The 16,392-nt window shown below is 36.2% G+C and carries 18 protein-coding genes; 7 read left to right on the forward strand and 11 right to left on the reverse strand.

Annotated elements, in window-relative coordinates; translation table 11 throughout:
* Position 1 precedes the first annotated feature (1 nt).
* Positions 2–493 (reverse strand): zinc ribbon domain-containing protein, encoded by a 492-nt coding sequence (locus ACK1U5_RS21765; protein WP_001281753.1) that lies wholly within the window; start codon positions 491–493, stop codon positions 2–4.
* A 158-nt stretch (positions 494–651) separates the two neighbouring features.
* Between ACK1U5_RS21765 and ACK1U5_RS21770 the strand changes: the two genes are divergently transcribed.
* Both ACK1U5_RS21770 and ACK1U5_RS21775 read left to right on the forward strand, forming a co-directional pair.
* Positions 652–2,271 (forward strand): SWIM zinc finger family protein, encoded by a 1,620-nt coding sequence (locus tag ACK1U5_RS21770; protein WP_069605264.1) that lies wholly within the window; start codon positions 652–654, stop codon positions 2,269–2,271.
* Complete coding sequence (locus tag ACK1U5_RS21775) at positions 2,255–5,011, forward strand: DEAD/DEAH box helicase (protein WP_048534548.1); 2,757 nt, start codon at positions 2,255–2,257, stop codon at positions 5,009–5,011. The genes ACK1U5_RS21770 and ACK1U5_RS21775 overlap by 17 nt, the downstream gene beginning before the upstream one ends.
* A gap of 72 nt (positions 5,012–5,083) precedes the next feature.
* Here the strand turns inward: ACK1U5_RS21775 and ACK1U5_RS21780 are convergent, their stop codons facing one another.
* Entirely contained in the window at positions 5,084–5,569 is a 486-nt protein-coding gene (locus ACK1U5_RS21780) for a VanZ family protein (protein ID WP_061139615.1), read from the reverse strand.
* A gap of 111 nt (positions 5,570–5,680) precedes the next feature.
* On the opposite strand from ACK1U5_RS21780, the gene ACK1U5_RS21785 reads away from it, so the two are divergent.
* Both ACK1U5_RS21785 and ACK1U5_RS21790 read left to right on the forward strand, forming a co-directional pair.
* On the forward strand, positions 5,681–5,905 hold the full coding sequence (locus tag ACK1U5_RS21785) for a DUF1659 domain-containing protein (protein WP_000963861.1): 225 nt from the start codon (positions 5,681–5,683) through the stop codon (positions 5,903–5,905).
* A 116-nt stretch (positions 5,906–6,021) separates the two neighbouring features.
* Complete coding sequence (locus ACK1U5_RS21790; protein WP_069605265.1) at positions 6,022–6,237, forward strand: DUF2922 domain-containing protein; 216 nt, start codon at positions 6,022–6,024, stop codon at positions 6,235–6,237.
* Positions 6,238–6,258: 21 nt separating this feature from the next.
* Here the strand turns inward: ACK1U5_RS21790 and ACK1U5_RS21795 are convergent, their stop codons facing one another.
* A complete protein-coding gene (locus tag ACK1U5_RS21795) occupies positions 6,259–6,657 on the reverse strand; it encodes a DUF4359 domain-containing protein (RefSeq protein WP_025966401.1) in 399 nt (132 codons plus the stop codon).
* A gap of 192 nt (positions 6,658–6,849) precedes the next feature.
* Here ACK1U5_RS21795 and ACK1U5_RS21800 point away from each other — a divergent pair, with 192 nt between their 5' ends.
* The gene (locus ACK1U5_RS21800) at positions 6,850–7,356 is read left to right on the forward strand and encodes a competence protein ComK (protein WP_061139613.1); all 507 of its coding nucleotides are present in this window, start codon (positions 6,850–6,852) and stop codon (positions 7,354–7,356) included.
* 55 nt (positions 7,357–7,411) lie between these two features.
* On the opposite strand, the gene ACK1U5_RS21805 is transcribed toward ACK1U5_RS21800, so the two are convergent.
* From ACK1U5_RS21805 to ACK1U5_RS21825, 5 genes are all read right to left on the reverse strand, one after another.
* Positions 7,412–7,882 (reverse strand): sigma-70 family RNA polymerase sigma factor, encoded by a 471-nt coding sequence (locus ACK1U5_RS21805; RefSeq protein ID WP_061139612.1) that lies wholly within the window; start codon positions 7,880–7,882, stop codon positions 7,412–7,414.
* A gap of 218 nt (positions 7,883–8,100) precedes the next feature.
* Positions 8,101–8,781 carry a Yip1 family protein gene (locus ACK1U5_RS21810; protein ID WP_069605266.1) on the reverse strand — a complete coding sequence of 227 codons (681 nt, stop codon included), beginning with the start codon at positions 8,779–8,781 and terminating at the stop codon, positions 8,101–8,103.
* 113 nt (positions 8,782–8,894) lie between these two features.
* Complete coding sequence (locus ACK1U5_RS21815) at positions 8,895–10,094, reverse strand: ABC transporter permease (RefSeq protein WP_000054380.1); 1,200 nt, start codon at positions 10,092–10,094, stop codon at positions 8,895–8,897.
* Complete coding sequence (locus ACK1U5_RS21820; RefSeq protein ID WP_000631626.1) at positions 10,091–10,771, reverse strand: ABC transporter ATP-binding protein; 681 nt, start codon at positions 10,769–10,771, stop codon at positions 10,091–10,093. Before ACK1U5_RS21820 ends, ACK1U5_RS21815 begins: the two co-directional genes overlap by 4 nt.
* Positions 10,768–11,961 carry an efflux RND transporter periplasmic adaptor subunit gene (locus tag ACK1U5_RS21825; RefSeq protein ID WP_069605267.1) on the reverse strand — a complete coding sequence of 398 codons (1,194 nt, stop codon included), beginning with the start codon at positions 11,959–11,961 and terminating at the stop codon, positions 10,768–10,770. The genes ACK1U5_RS21820 and ACK1U5_RS21825 overlap by 4 nt, the downstream gene beginning before the upstream one ends.
* Positions 11,962–12,346: 385 nt before the next feature.
* On the opposite strand from ACK1U5_RS21825, the gene ACK1U5_RS21830 reads away from it, so the two are divergent.
* Both ACK1U5_RS21830 and ACK1U5_RS21835 read left to right on the forward strand, forming a co-directional pair.
* Entirely contained in the window at positions 12,347–12,538 is a 192-nt protein-coding gene (locus tag ACK1U5_RS21830) for a helix-turn-helix transcriptional regulator (RefSeq protein ID WP_001067016.1), read from the forward strand.
* Positions 12,539–13,051, forward strand: a complete 513-nt coding sequence (locus ACK1U5_RS21835; RefSeq protein ID WP_000975590.1) for a DUF3278 domain-containing protein — start codon at positions 12,539–12,541, stop codon at positions 13,049–13,051.
* Positions 13,052–13,159: 108 nt separating this feature from the next.
* Here the strand turns inward: ACK1U5_RS21835 and pgtP are convergent, their stop codons facing one another.
* Genes pgtP through ACK1U5_RS21850 form a run of 3 tightly spaced genes read right to left on the reverse strand, consistent with a single transcriptional unit; the run spans position 13,160 to position 16,327 of the window.
* Positions 13,160–14,494, reverse strand: a complete 1,335-nt coding sequence (gene pgtP / locus ACK1U5_RS21840; protein ID WP_000477602.1) for an MFS transporter — start codon at positions 14,492–14,494, stop codon at positions 13,160–13,162.
* A gap of 19 nt (positions 14,495–14,513) precedes the next feature.
* Positions 14,514–15,548, reverse strand: coding sequence for an ABC transporter substrate-binding protein (locus ACK1U5_RS21845; protein WP_001225645.1), 1,035 nt, complete (start codon positions 15,546–15,548; stop codon positions 14,514–14,516).
* The gene (locus ACK1U5_RS21850) at positions 15,545–16,327 is read right to left on the reverse strand and encodes a DUF3919 family protein (protein ID WP_030029406.1); all 783 of its coding nucleotides are present in this window, start codon (positions 16,325–16,327) and stop codon (positions 15,545–15,547) included. The genes ACK1U5_RS21845 and ACK1U5_RS21850 overlap by 4 nt, the downstream gene beginning before the upstream one ends.
* Between the last annotated feature and the right edge of the window lie 65 nt (positions 16,328–16,392).

Below are 16,392 nucleotides of genomic sequence, written 5' to 3' on the forward strand. Positions count from 1 at the left end.
TTCACTCCCCACTTTGCTTAATTCCACAAACTGGACAGTAAGTAGAGTTTTTATCGATATGCTCATTACATGAAATACAATTTACCGTTTCACCTTCATTTTCTACTGCTAACATCGGGTTAGGTTTTCCACACGAACCACAAAACTTATCATTTATTGATAAAGGTCCACCACATTCACATGTAGCTTTTTCACCTTGTTGTTTTTGCAATTCAACAATGCGCTTTCTTGCTTGATAAATAGCTACATCAAATTCTTGAACTGGAGCAATCATTTCTTTTAAGCTCGCTTCATTTACTCCACTTCCTCTTAATTGAACATACACTTGCTGCCCAACCTCTAATAGAACCTCTGCTTTTTTCTGCATTTGCACTTGCATTCCCTTTTTCAATTGAGCAATTTCTTGTGCAACTTGCAACTTCATTTTCCCTTGTTCTATTCCTTCTTGTAACTTATTCATTCCACTACCTAACTTCGTCTGTAAATCTGACAAATTATTTATCCTCCTATACGTATATATTCATATATGAAATTAACATTTTATATATTACCATGATTTTCAAGTTATGTAATCCAAATTTCATTTTTTCTGTTTTGAGCATTTTTTGTTTATAATGGTAAAGGAAAGAAATATGTGTACGGAGGAATATTATGCTGCAACACTCAATTACGAAAGATGAAATTATGATGATTGCGAATGAGTTCGTTCAAGGACTAGATCCACAGCAAACAGCTGATCAGGAACATGTCGCTACAGCTCGGCACCTATATCGTAGTGGTGTTGTCTACAACGTTGACTTTGATGGTTATACACTATCAGGAACTGTAGATGCGGAAGGCAACGTATATAGCGTTCATATTCCGATTCGTAATGTCGCTGAAAGTTATTGTGATTGCTTCGCACCAACACAATGTGAGCATATGCTCGCTGTATTACTATCTGCAGCGTCTAGTTTCGGGCAAGTAGGAGATGTATTAACTTTATTTAAAAATAATACGAGACCTTCCCTTCCTCCTATTCGAACTGCAAGACAACTATTGCAATCATCAGCTTTTGAAGAAACGGATTATAAAAGTTGGGAATCATATTTTGAAAAAGAATATGAATCATTTAAAAAAGAACAAGCTCGCCTTACTTATAAACAAATGTATTTTCTTATGAGTATCTTTACAGATTTCTATACGAAGCTTGAGCGGAAAGCTCCGCGCGTCATCGCCATACATGAATTATTCAGGTTACATGCAGCAATTTACTGCTTTCAAAAATTATTAGAAGAAATTCAGGCATTCGAAGCAAACAAAACGTATTCTTATCACCAACCTGTTAATGTCATTCGCCTATTTGTAGACAAAGTAGAATCCATCGTTCGGGACTTACAATCAGAAGCGATTCCTTCAGAGTCTGAAATAATTTTACAAGAAACAGCTCGTCTCGTTCATGAAGTATTCTTCTCTACCGACACTTATACGCAAGAGCGATTTTTCATTTATCGTCACATATGGAGTGAACTTTTAAACAATAAAGAGAAAATACAAGAAGAAGAAAAACGAATCGATACGAAAATCAATCCACTATCCAAAGCGTTAGCGTCTTCCCATCTTCTCTTTTTGAATGACGAAGATCTACTAGCGATGGACTTACTAAAAAAACAGCCTGCTTCTGTTGTGAGTCTATACTTCTATTGGTTAGAAGAACTATTAAGTGCCATGCAATGGGATCGTGCAAAAAACTGGCTTTCCTTTACGTATAAACAAGTAAAGAAAACGATCCAAGATCACGAAAATACGCTTTTCATAAAAGATATCGTTCGGCTATTTGTAATCATGTATGAAACATACGCAACACATACAAATGAACAAGCTGGTTTTGAAATGATTTTACAAGAACTATTACCGTATAGTTTCACAAACTACGAACAGTACGTACTCGCGAAAAAACAGTATCGCACATGGGCAGAGCTTCATCTCTTATATGGATTTGAGGCAATTGAACTGTTGAAAGAGCCACTGAAAGATATTGAAAAAGAAGCGCCAGAAGTGGCACTTCCTCTTTACCATCTTGCTGCTGTAGAGGCGATTGAAGAACGAAATCGTAAATCATATAAACGTGCAGTTCGTTACTTAAAGAAATTACGGACATTATATAAACGATTAAAACGCACCGATGAATGGGATGCTTTCATTATTCACATCGCCAATCTCCATTCACGCCTGCGTGCACTACAAGAGGAATTACGGAAAGGAAAATTAATCGATGATCAATCAAACTGAAGTAACAATTAGGCTCCAGCATGTTAGTCAAGGTTGGTTCCTTTGGGGAGAAGATGACAGCGGTACTCCATTATCCGTAACAAGTTGGAAACGAAATGCATTCACATGGCACTCCACTTCTTTCTACGGTACGTTTCTAAAAGAAGCAACCTTCGAAGGAAAACAAGGTGTGCTGCTAACAAATGCACAAGCCTTTGAATACATTGCAAACAAACCGATGAATTCCTTTGCACATATTCAAATAAATGGCACGATTACAGCACTTACGAAAGATGCAAATGAACTATGGGATGCCTTTACGAGTGGTAGTTTCGTACCAGATATGAATCATTGGCCTAAACAACCATCTTGGAAAGTTCAAAATACACCAATTGAAGATGAAACATTAGCATCGCTTTTCTCAGCAGCAGTAAATGAAAGCATATTACAAGACAACCGCTCAAATGACGGCTGGGAAGATGCTAAAAGACTATATGAACATTATGACTTTACGAAAAGACAACTGGAAACAGCACTACATGAAGAAGATTGGCTTCGAAAAATTGGTTATATTGAAGATGATCTTCCGTTTACAATCGGACTAAGATTACAAGAACCACAAGAAGAATTTGAAATGTGGAAGCTTGAAACAATTGTGACACCAAAGCGCGGGGCGCATCGCATATATGTATATGAAAACATCGATTCCTTACCGAAAAGATGGCACGATTACGAAGAACGGATTACAGAAACACAAGAAGGTTTTAGTAAGCTCATACCGTGGTTAAAAGAAGGAGATACGTTCCGAAATGAACTCTTTGAAACAGAAGCGTGGAACTTCTTAACAGAAGCAAGCGACGAGTTACTTGCAGCCGGCATTACAATTTTACTACCATCATGGTGGCAAAATTTAAAAGCAACAAAACCGAAATTACGTGTCCAGCTGAAGCAAAATACAGCACAAACACAATCGTTCTTCGGTATGAATACGCTCGTTAATTTTGATTGGCGCATTTCGACGAACGGCATTGATTTATCAGAAAGCGAATTTTTCGAACTCGTTGAACAAAACAAACGTCTATTTAATATAAACGGTCAATGGATGCGACTAGATCCAGCCTTTATCGAAGAAGTAAGGAAACTCATGAACCGTGCCGATAAATACGGACTAGAGATGAAAGATGTCCTGCAGCAACATTTATCAAATACGGCTGAAACAGAAATTGTAGAAGATGATAGTCCGTTTACTGATATTGAAATTGAACTAGATGGATATTATGAGGAACTATTCCAAAAGCTGCTTCATATTGGAGATATTCCAAAAGTAGATGTCCCTACTTCACTAAACGCAACACTTCGTCCGTATCAACAACACGGCATTGAATGGTTGTTATATTTACGAAAGCTTGGATTTGGAGCATTGCTAGCTGACGATATGGGACTCGGGAAAAGTATTCAAACAATCTCTTACTTACTATATATAAAAGAAAACAATCTCAAAACAGGCCCTGCATTAATCGTAGCGCCGACATCTGTTCTTGGAAATTGGCAAAAAGAATTTGAGCGTTTCGCACCGAATTTACGTGTTCAATTACATTACGGAAGTAATAGAGATAAGGGCAATTCTTTTGAAGATTTCTTTCAATCAGCAGATGTTGTATTAACATCTTATGCATTGGCTCAACTCGATGAGGAAGAACTAACTTCATTATGCTGGGATGCTGTTATTTTGGATGAAGCACAAAATATTAAGAACCCACATACGAAACAGTCGAAAGCAGTACGAAACTTGCAAGCAAATCACAAAATCGCTTTAACTGGTACACCGATGGAAAATCGCCTCGCTGAACTTTGGTCCATTTTCGACTTTATTAATCATGGATATCTCGGAAGCTTAGGGCAATTCCAACGCCGCTTCGTCACACCAATTGAAAAGGATCGTGATGAAGGAAAAATCCAGCAAGTTCAACGGTTTATCTCACCATTTTTACTGCGCCGAACGAAGAAAGATCAAACAGTCGCATTAAATTTACCAGATAAACAAGAACAAAAAGCTTACTGTCCTCTTACTGGTGAACAAGCTTCCTTATATGAACAACTTGTTCAAGATACACTGCAAAATGTCGAAGGATTAAGTGGAATTGAAAGACGCGGCTTTATATTACTTATGCTGAACAAGCTAAAACAAATTTGTAATCATCCAGCTCTTTATTTAAAAGAAGAAGAGCCACAAAATGTCGTTGAACGCTCTATGAAAACAAAAACGTTAATGGAACTCATAGAAAATATAAAAGATCAAAATGAAAGTTGCCTCATCTTCACTCAATATATCGGCATGGGGAACATGCTAAAACGTGTGCTAGAAGAAAAATTCGGCCAGCGTGTCCTCTTCTTAAACGGTAGTGTACCGAAAAAAGATCGCGACAAGATGATTGAGGAGTTCCAAAACGGAACGTATGACATTTTCATCTTATCCTTAAAAGCTGGCGGAACAGGATTAAACTTAACCGCTGCCAACCATGTCATTCACTACGATCGTTGGTGGAATCCAGCTGTGGAAAATCAAGCAACAGACCGCGCATATCGCATTGGTCAAAAACGATTTGTTCATGTTCACAAACTCATTACAACAGGAACATTAGAAGAAAAAATTGATGAAATGCTAGAAAGAAAACAATCTCTAAACAATGCAGTCATCACAAGCGATAGTTGGATGACTGAACTATCAACAGACGAACTAAAAGAATTACTTGGTGTATAAAGTGAAACTTTAATTAGACCATTTACGAGGAGTTTTACTACCCGCAAAAAAAGCGCTAATCTCAAAATGAGATTAGCGCTTTTTTCTATTCCAAAACCAATTACTTATTATAATCCCCGTTAACCCGCCGCACGTATCAAGCAATGAATCTTGCCACATTGGTGTACGGTCTCCCGTATACCATTGGTGAATTTCATCAAATGTTGCATAACCCGCAACGAAAAGAAGGGCATATATAAAACATCTTTTCCTCGAATAACCTGATCGATGAAAAGCGTAATAAATTAATGAACCTAGGATAAAGAACACCATAAAATGAGCACCTTTACGAAGGAAAAACTCAATAAATCCGCCTACACCTTTATTCGCAATACTAACAGGGGTTCCTCCACCATAATCGATAGATACCCATGAAAAATGCTCTTTCACAAATTCAACATTTACATATTGTTCAATATCTGAACGCATATCCTGCTTTTTATATGGTTGTGCCGAAGAATAGAAAATCAGCCCCATCCATAGTAATACAGGAATCCAAAATAACCATTTACGATTCATTATCCAGAATTCTCCTCTCTTAATCTTTTAAGGGTACCAAAAAAAAGAAAAAATTTCACGCCAAAACATGACATTTGCATCCTATTTATAAAGTGAAAGGAGGTGATACACATGGCAATTGAAACAATCGTAATGGATTTAACTTTACGTCTTGTCTTAAACAACGGATTAGATAAGAACGGCAAAACAGTTTTCAAGAGCAAACAATTTAAACGTGTTAAAACAAATGCGAGCTTAGATCAAGTACACAATGTAGCTCATGCTCTAGCTTCCTTACAAGCATCACCACTTCACGCTGTACAACTTGTAAGCACATCAGATCTTTCTAAACTATAAAGTAAAACTCGGATCAGTGGGGATTTTATTCATCCCCGCTGATTATTAGCCCACAATTTAACCGGCAGACCCAAATCCCATAAATAGCGGGATAAATACAAAGGAGGGAATAACACATGCAAGTACTAGAGTTGATTTTCGCGAAAGAAGATGGAAAAACAGTCGTTTTTTCTATCGATACGCCCATCACACCAATCGATGCACAAGTCGTAAATCAAGTAATGAATACAATCCTTGCCTCATCTGTATTTTCATCCATTGATGAAAATACAAGAAAAAAGGGAGCTCGCCTTGTAGAAAAAAATGTATCTGAAGTTCCCATTACTCTATAAAATGAAAAAGACGAATCTGCATCATTTTGCAGATTCGTCTTTTTTCTTCGGCATTTCAATCGGAATAAAAATCTTTGAGAAACCAACGCATACGTACTTATAATGTTCTTCACCTATATCAAACTCAGTCGTATATGTTGAGAAGAATATATAATCATTTCGCTTCGTATAATGATCAACTAATAACCCAACTTGTGGCTCAACATACTTTTTCGCTAACTTTTTACCGGCCGATGCCAAGTCGCCAAGGAGACCCTCTTCATTCTCTTTTTGAACTTCATCTAGCTTCTTACTCACATCATTACGCTTCATAAACTGCTTCGCTGCCCATTCTGTATATTCTCCCTTACTCGGATTACTGTTTGCTAAATATACTAGGAGAACGACAACTAAAGCCATAATAATATACTTTTTCTTCATACTATATCACCGCCTACTCTTTTCTATTTTCATATATATGTACAAGCGATGCAAATTAGAAAGGCTATCACCTATTGATTGTAAACGAATAGACAAAATTTACAATACAAAACAAAATATTAACACTTAATTTACTTATTTTGTATATAATTATATTCGAAATATTAATTTCATAAGGGAGGACTTAAAATCATGAATGATGAAAATAACATTATTATTTCTAGTTCTACTATGATGCTTGTTCCATACAATCACCCTTATTATCGTACAAAACTTATCGACAGTAGCGGAAATGATCTTCGTTCCTGCCAAACCGCATTACAACTCATCAAAAAATCTTGCTTAACCCATATTCACTCTACTTATCAAGGCAGGCGCAATGCAGTCCAAACAAATTTTAGATTCAAACAAAACGTTCCAATTCCAATTAATCATCGGGAATACATTTGTGCTTTTCCAACAGAATCTCCTTCATCTCCAAGCTGTATATGGCTATTTTATAACCACATACATGATATAGAATTTTGCCCAAAGATTAAAAAGACTAAAATACACTTTTCAAATGGCACTACTACAACAATATCTATCAGTCCCCATAAATTGCAGCAACAATTATTAAAAGCTGGATACATACTATCTCGTATGAACATGCAAGATTCACTACACTTTAAAAACCCCTTGTTACATTTACTACATTAAACTAATAAGTAGAATGGAAAGCAATATCTCTTGCCTTCCATTCTTATATTAATATTTATCCTCTTACACTATCTCGCATTTTCTCGAGTGCTTGCCGATACATCCATCTTACTTGATAATATGTCATTTCCGTCTCTAAAGCGATTTCTCCCATCGTCTTCCCTACAAAAAAACGTTCAAAAATAATATACTTCTCCTTCTCGTCTAACACACTCATAAAATCCTTCACTCTTATTTCAACATCTTCAAAATGAAAGATTTCCTCATACTCACCTACACATACACATCTTTCTTGCAAAGTAGATTCTTTCTTCAATCTTTCTAATATATAACCACGCACCGTTACAAGTGCATATGCAGGGAAATACCCCTTCTTTGCATCAAACCTTTCATACGCATGCCAAAGACCAATTAAACCACATTGATAATACTCTTCATAATCTTTACGAATACCTAATTTCTTTATTTGATTTACAATCATCCCTTCATACAAAACAACTGCTTCTTTAAAAGTCGCTGGCTTCACACAGTACCCGTTTCTAAAAGGTATACCTTTCTAGTATTCCGCGGTACCTTCACAATATAAAAATAAAGAAAAGATTTCACTGTGAGTAATTTCAAATACTACCGACAGAATTTGAAATTACAATAGATAGTATTTGAAATTTTGTTGGTGGTATTTGAAATAGGGGTAAAAATAAAAAAGGTGACTCCTTTAAAGAGTCACCTTTTTAAAATAATATGTTATGCACCAAAGCCGCTTACTAAACCTCTTACAACGCCGAATGCAATTGTTAGGATAAAGAAGATTACAATTAAAATCGTAGCTTGTTTCTTACTTAAACCAGCTACAATGTGTAAGCCTAGTCCTGTTAGAATGAGGCTCCAAATATTAAAAATTTCAATTGAAGAGGCAATTCCATGTGCTACTGTCCCTTGTTCAAATAAAGGAGCTAAACTTGTATAAACATCAGTGCCATTTCCATCAAAAATAAAGCCTAATCCTGCATTTAACAATCCGCCGATATAATAAACAAGATTAGCATATAAGTAAATCGATAATATTTTCATGTATGGTGTATCATTGCTCATAAACATCATAATAATTTTATAAAAACCTGCCGCAATAAAGAGACCTATAGGTGTTCCTAATAGACCAACAAGTGCGCCTCCACCAAGGGTAAATCCTTTTACCATTGCCCCTGCTTCACCATTTAATTCTTTTGCCAATTCTGGAGTACTAATTAATGTTAAGTAAGACACTGCTGTTGCTATAATCGTTCCTAATATAACAAATAAGACAAATGCTCCCCAAACCGGACTTTTCGTCTTCATTCTCTCAAACTGCTCACCTGGAGAAGTAATCATTCCTAATAATGATGGCTTCTTCATGCCTACATCTTGCGTATTAATATTTGCTTCCATTATAACGCCTCCTTCTATTTATATAACCCGTTCTAACGGGCGGTTCACTTCCTCATATAGAGGCTACGAACCGCCCACTAGAACGGTAATGTGTAGTTCTACTACACTATTAATTACTCATAACGCAATGCTTCAATTGGATCTAATTTCGCAGCTTTATTTGCTGGAATTAATCCGAAAATAATACCGAGTGTCATCGAGAACAGTACGCCTCCAACGACAACTTCCCATGAAACGAGTGGCGGCCATTTTGCAAATGTAGAAACGATATATGCTCCGCCATACCCAAGACCAATTCCGATTAAACCACCTAGAAGTGTTAACATAACGGCTTCAATTAAAAACTGTAATAAAATTTTACTACGTGTTGCTCCTAGTGCTTTACGTATCCCAATTTCGCGTGTACGCTCCGTTACAGATACAAGCATAATATTCATAACACCAATACCACCAACAACTAATGAAATACCCGCGATACCACCAATAATCATCGTCATAATGTTAGTAACTTTAGAAACACCTTCTTGGAATTCTTTTAAATTCACCAATTCATATTTACCTGGAATATCGCTTGGTTTACGACTATTTAATACATCAACAGCTTTTTTCCCTGCCGTTTCTAAATTATCTACGTTTTTAGATTGAATGGCGATACTTTGAATTTCATCCGTTCCGTATAAAACAGGCCATAAAGTAAGAGGAATTAACATTTCCTCAGCCTCGAACCCCATAAATTCATTATCTGATTTATAGACACCAATAATTTGCATCGGTTGTCCTTTCATTTCAATAATTTTCCCTACTGGATTTTCATCTTTAAATAACGTCTCTTCTGATTTCGTACTAATCATAACAACGTTATTTCCTTGTGAAATATCAGATTCATTTAATGAACGACCTTTAACCACTTTCACTTTATTTACTTCAAAATATTCACTATCAAGTCCAATAACATTAATCATTGATTTTTTATCATTAATATCCATTGTTTCCATCGTATTATTCGTCGTAATAACATGAGAAACATCTTTAACTTGCTTTACTTCCATAATATCTTCTTCTGTTAATTTCGGTACTTGATGCCCCCCCATACTAAACTCATCATTAATATCCGGTTTAAATTGAATTGGCATAAGATTATTACCAGAACCAGCGATTTTCGACTTCAGCATCGCTTCCCCGCCTTGCCCAATTGCAACGACAGTAATAATCGAACCTACCCCGATAATAATACCGAGCATCGTAAGAGCTGAACGCAGTTTATGAGCTAAAATAGAAGACAGGGCAATTTTTATACTATCTAGTAAACTCATACCGCACACCTTCTATCTTCTGTAACTTTCCCGTCTCGCAGTACAATGCGGCGAGAAGAATACGCTGCTACTTCCTCTTCATGCGTAACCATAACAATCGTCGTACCTTCTGCATTAAGCTTCGTGAAAATATTCATAACTTGCTCACCAGACTTCGTATCAAGTGCACCAGTCGGTTCATCGGCCATAATGAACGTTGGATTATTCGCAATCGCTCTTGCAATCGCTACACGCTGCTTCTGTCCACCTGATAACTCATTTGGTAAATGATGCACGCGATCTGCCAATCCAACTTTACCTAACGCCTCCAAAGCACGCTTGCGACGCTCCGCTTTCTTCACGCCACCATATACGAGCGGAAGCTCAACATTTTCCACCGCTGAAAGACGAGGCAGTAAATTAAAATGCTGGAATACAAAGCCAATATATTCATTGCGAATTAAAGCAAGCTTTGACTCGTCTGCTGTTAAGATATTCACGTCATTCAGCATATATTCGCCTTCTGTTGGACGATCTAAACAACCGATAATATTCATAAGCGTCGACTTACCAGAACCAGACGGTCCCATAATCGAAACGAACTCACCGCTCTGAATCGTTAAACTAATACCATGTAAAATCGGCACCGCCAATTTTCCTTGATAATACGTTTTAGCAATATTATTTAACGTAATCATTTCTCTTTCACTTCCATTCCGTCATACACATCGTCGGAAGGATTTTTAACCACCTTTTGCCCCACTGTTACGCCTTCTACAACCTCTGTCCAGTCTCCATCAGTAGAACCTTTTTTCACATTTTGTTTACGAAGCTTCCCTTTATCCTCAACATAAACAAATGCATCATCGCCTTTTTCTACAATGCTTTTACTTGGAACAGCAATCATCGTCTTATTCTCTAAGTTTACTTGCAGAGAAACGTGATAACCTGGAGATAAACCATCTTGACTATCAAGGCTAGCTTTATATGTATATTGAGACATATTTTGAGTTGCTTCACCCATGCCGCCAGCTTGCGCCATCTCTGCACTTGTTGGGAACTCACTTACCTCTGTAATCTTACCTGTCCACTTCTTCTTATTATTTGCTTTTGCAGTTACAGTGAATGTTTGATCTTTTTGAATTTGTGACTTCTGAAGCTCAGTTAACGTACCTTGAACTTGGAATGGATCTTTAGAAGCTACTTGTAAAAACGCTTTTCCTTGACCACCTAACGCTTGAGATGAACTTTGCGCCGCATCTTTATCTAACTTTTGAACAACACCAGCGAAATTACTATAAATCGTAAGTTCTTTCTGCTTCTTACTTAACTCTTCTTTCTGCAACTTTCCTTTTTCTTTCTCAAGATCATATGTCTTTTGCTGCATTTCTAAATCACTCAAGCTATCTTCCAGCTGTTCTATTGCTTCTTTCCCAGCTCCGCTATCTTTCGCCTTCTTAATTTCTTTCTTCAACGAATCAATCTTCTTTTTCCCTTGATCGTAACGCATATCCGCCATCTTCTGATCAAGCTCAGCTTGCTTCATTTGAAGGTTAATCTCTTCATTATCATAAGAGAATAACTTCGTACCTTTCTCTACCTCTTGCCCTTCTTTTACCTCAATATCTTTCACTTTCCCTTTGGCCGGATCTGCATAGAAGCTTTCAATATTACCAGGCTTCACCTGACCAGAAATTAACTTCGTATTATTCAGCTTACGCTCTGTCACTTTCTCAAAACTTACAGCATCAGCATTTGTTGATGCACCCTTCTTCTTACCTTGCATAACAAAAATATTAATTGCCGCTACAATAACAATTAGTGCAATAACCCCTATAATAATCCATTTCTTCTTCTTGTTTGGAGTACGAACCGTATTTGGTAACATAGTCTCTCTCCCTTTATAAATTAATAGTGTAATAAATACCATAATTGTATAAAACTTTCTGAAAATAAATTGTATATTATTACAATCTTTTTACAAAGTTTTACACATCCATTTATATTGTAACAAAAATTCCAATGATTAGAAATATGACATTATATCTTTTAAGATAGATTTAAGGAAAGGAAAAAGAGCAATTTTAATTGAATGGAAGCCATTCTTTATTAACAAACTTCTTGCCAAAATGAATCATTAAAATCATTTTCCTAATTGCACCATCGCTATTTTGTCATATATATTTGACATTTCATCTATTCAATTATAAAATGTCACATATAAATGACATTTTGGTACACGAGGTCTACAACCATCAATGGGAGGTTTATATTTGAATAACGTTAAACAATATCGAAAATCTGAAGGTCTATCGCAACTAGAGTTAGCTAAAAAAGTTAACGTGGCGAGACAGACAATAAATTTAATTGAAAACAATAAATATAATCCCTCTTTAGCCTTGTGTATCGAATTAGCAAAAGCACTAAAAACAGATTTAAATAGTCTATTTTGGGAGGGAGATTAAATGATGAAAATTGAATGGAAAGAAAGAGTTTATAATAGTTTTGTTGGAACACTAAGTGAGAGAGATGAATATCAAAAACAAGAAATCAATAAAGAGTTATCTGTAGCTGGAATTGGTTTATGGTGGTTAAATATGTTGGTAATGCTTATTATGTTACTTGTTGATACTATGAACCACACAATATCTATAGGAACTATATTTATTTTTCTATCTAATATGATTTACGCTAATTATTTAGCCTTTAAATTCAAGAAAAAAGGTTTAAGTGATACTGAATGTGCAACAAAAGAAGAATATTTACAACACAAGAAAAAATTAAGAAAAGCTGGCTTAAAAGCAGGTGTGCTTTGGGGCTTTCAAATGTTTGTTTTTATGAATTATATCCTTCCCTATGTAGGTTCAGAGGAAATCTCTATTTCTTTATTTAAGGTTGTAATTTTCATCTGTGGCGGCGGATTTTTCGGTATAACCATGTATCTATTTGGTTTATGGAATCTAAAAAAATTATATTAATTAACAAAAATCATTTATATATTAAACTGCAATTTTTCATACTGTTTGTTTTTTCTAATATAAAAGCTATCCAATCACACACAATTGGATAGCTTTTCAAACAAAATATTACGCTACTTTAGGATCTTTTCTCTCATGTCCGCGTTGAACAATAAATAAGAAGATTGTTGATAAAACCGCACCTGTTAATAGTAAGATGAAACAACCATCCCAACCAGAACTATCAACAATAACACCAATTGCTGCGTTAGCTACAAGACTTCCGCCTACATAACCGAATAGACCACACATACCAACTGTCGTACCAACTGCAAATTTCGGTACTAATTCCATCGCACTTAAACCGATTAAGAACTGTGGTACATAAATTAAACAACCGATAATAGAAACTGCAATACTTACAACAAGTACGCTAGTTGCTTGCCAATATATAAACGTACCAATAACAACTCCAACCATACTAATAATACATAATGGCATACGTTTTCCTTTAAATAATTTATCACTTAAAAAGCCAACGATTAATGAACTTGGAATTGCCATACCTTCAAAGATTGCATATGCCGCATGCGCTTCTGCTTTTGAAAATCCTTTAACTGTCGTTAAATAAAGTGGAACCCAGTTAATAACACCGAAACGAATTAAATAAACAAAAGCATTCGCAATACATAAGAACCATACAAATTTATTTTTCACTACATACTTCATTAAAATTTCTTTTGGTGACATCTTGTTAGCATTATCTGCTTTTTCAAGATTTTCATAGTCATTACGATACTCATCAATTGGAGGAAGACCTTCAGATTCTGGTGTATCCTTCGCATTGATCCAAACAAGTACTGCAATTACCATTGCGATAATCGCTGGGAAAATAAACACGCCGCCTTGCCAATGATTTTCACCGAAAATACCTACACCAATTCCGACAAGTGGTGGCACAAGCATTCCACCAACGTTATGTGAAATATTCCAAAGACCTGTTTTCGTACCGCGTTCTTTCTTCGAGAACCATTTCGTCATAACAATACTACAAGGTGGTGCTCCCATGCCTTGTACAATACCGTTAACAACAAGTAATGTAACAATCATCCCAAATGATGATGCAAAGCCGAAACAAATATTTACAAGCCCTGATAAGAATAAACCGACTGCGATAAAGCGCTGGGCGAAAGCTTTATCTGATAAATTCCCCATAAAGAACTTACTAAATCCATAAACAATTGCCATTACTGAACCTAGTAGACCAATTTCAGCTGTACTAAAACCATATTCTTGTACTAAATACGTACTTGATAACGTAAAGTTACTACGAACTAAATAATAAGCCGCATATCCAACTGAAATCCCGATTAACACACGAATACGTAGTAATCGATATACACGATCGATCATATCCGCTGGCAATCTTTCAATTGCAGGTGCTGGCTTGAGCCATTTAAACATATATTTCCGTCTCCTTTTCTCACTTCAGAGAGAGACGCTGTCTATTCCATATCTCGATTATTCCGCTATTTGATATATTTTGGTTCGTCCTTCTAACCGGCTGTCCTTCTATTTCTTTCTCATTCTTCGCAAACATCGTTGGTACGCCAAACGACACTTTTTCTAAAATATGCCCCGCTTCTTCTGATAAACAATAATCAATAAATAAATCCGCAATAATACCACTCGGTGCACGTTTTAGTTTCGAAATCGCATTAACAGATAACCCTGTTTGCTCAGGTTCGTTACTTAAAATCGGAAAGCCTTGTTTTTGAAGCATTCTCTGATCTCCCATAAAGTTGATGCCTATCATATATTCACCGCTCGCAACAAGTTCTGCTGGGATGTAACCATTCACTGTTACTTCTCCAACTTGTTCTGCCAGATTCTTCACATATCCCTTCGCTTCCTCTTCACCTAACGTATCAATCAGTGATTGGAAAAACGTATATGCTGTACCTGAAACATTTGGATCGGGCATGACAATCTTTCCTTTATATACTGGATTCAATAAATCTTTCCATCTTAACGGATACGAGAGACCGAGCGGCGCTATTTCCTCGTTCCACCGCTCTTTATTAATCGCAATTGCCAGCTTCTCCACTTCATAACCGTACCAATAACCATCTTTATCTTTAACAGTTTTTGAAATACGATTTGCATGTTGGCTTATCACAGGAATAGAAAGATTTTTTTGCTTCATCATTTGATGCGCATCTACTGTACCGCCAATAATAATATCCGCCTTCGGATTTCCAGCTTCTTCTTCCACTCTACGAAGAAGTTCTTCTGTTGAAAGACGAATAAATTCATACGTACATCCACGTGGTTTACAAAATGATGAAAGTAACGCTTCACCAACTTCCTCACGAGCCGCTACATACGCAACAATATGACGATCATCCAAAATAGGGAGACCATTTTTACTATATTTAATAGAGGTTGTATCTCGAGAGCAACTAGACATCGCTCCTCCAATTACTAGCAAAAAGAAGAAAAAGGCTATCTTTCTCATGACGCATTCTCCTTTACGAATAACTCTGCTAGAGAGCCTTTCATATACATGACATTTCCGTTATTATCACCGAGATATTGCACAACAAAGTACGATGGATACACAGAAATCGTAAGAATATCTTCACGATCATTCTTTACACGCTTACCTGTTTTATAAGCTGTAATATAAGCAATCGGTTCATTCTGCGATTGTAATAACTTCTGAATTTCTCCGTAATCTGTAATTTGCTTTGCGGACCGAATAGAATCAAGTATGTGCGTAAGATTGATAGTACGTAACACATCGCCTTGACGTACTACGACATCCTTTGCTGAAGCAAAGAAATCACTAATACGCTCTGGCGTGTAATACAGGCTTAATAAATACGTTTGAAGTGCTGAAATCATCGGATCCACGCCATTCTTTCCGTATACATTTTCCCCATACTGGAACAAGTCACCTACTGCAAAAGTACGCTTATGTCCATTCAAGTACGTTACTTCTCCAGTAAATACTTGTTCTTGGCTCTTAACGTCCCCAGGCTCTATTCGAATTCGGTCAAAGAATGAAACAATCGTATGCAAACGAACTTCATCCGTTACAACAATTTCTCCCCACTTTTCATGTCTTACTTTCACTTCAATTGGAAGAGATTCATTCACCCTTTGTAAAACGGCTTGTTTATCATTTACAATGTTGATTCGATTATAGATTTGCTTCTCCATAACATAAAACAAAACAAGAGAAACAATCATACAAATGACAAACATAAGAATTTGAAATGATAGCCTTTTCATTTCTGCCTACCTCCAAGATAAAAAAACGTTGTTTCGAAAATACCGCATAATTGTTTCATAAATGT

The sequence above is a fragment of the Bacillus sp. XB1 genome (assembly GCF_053557995.1).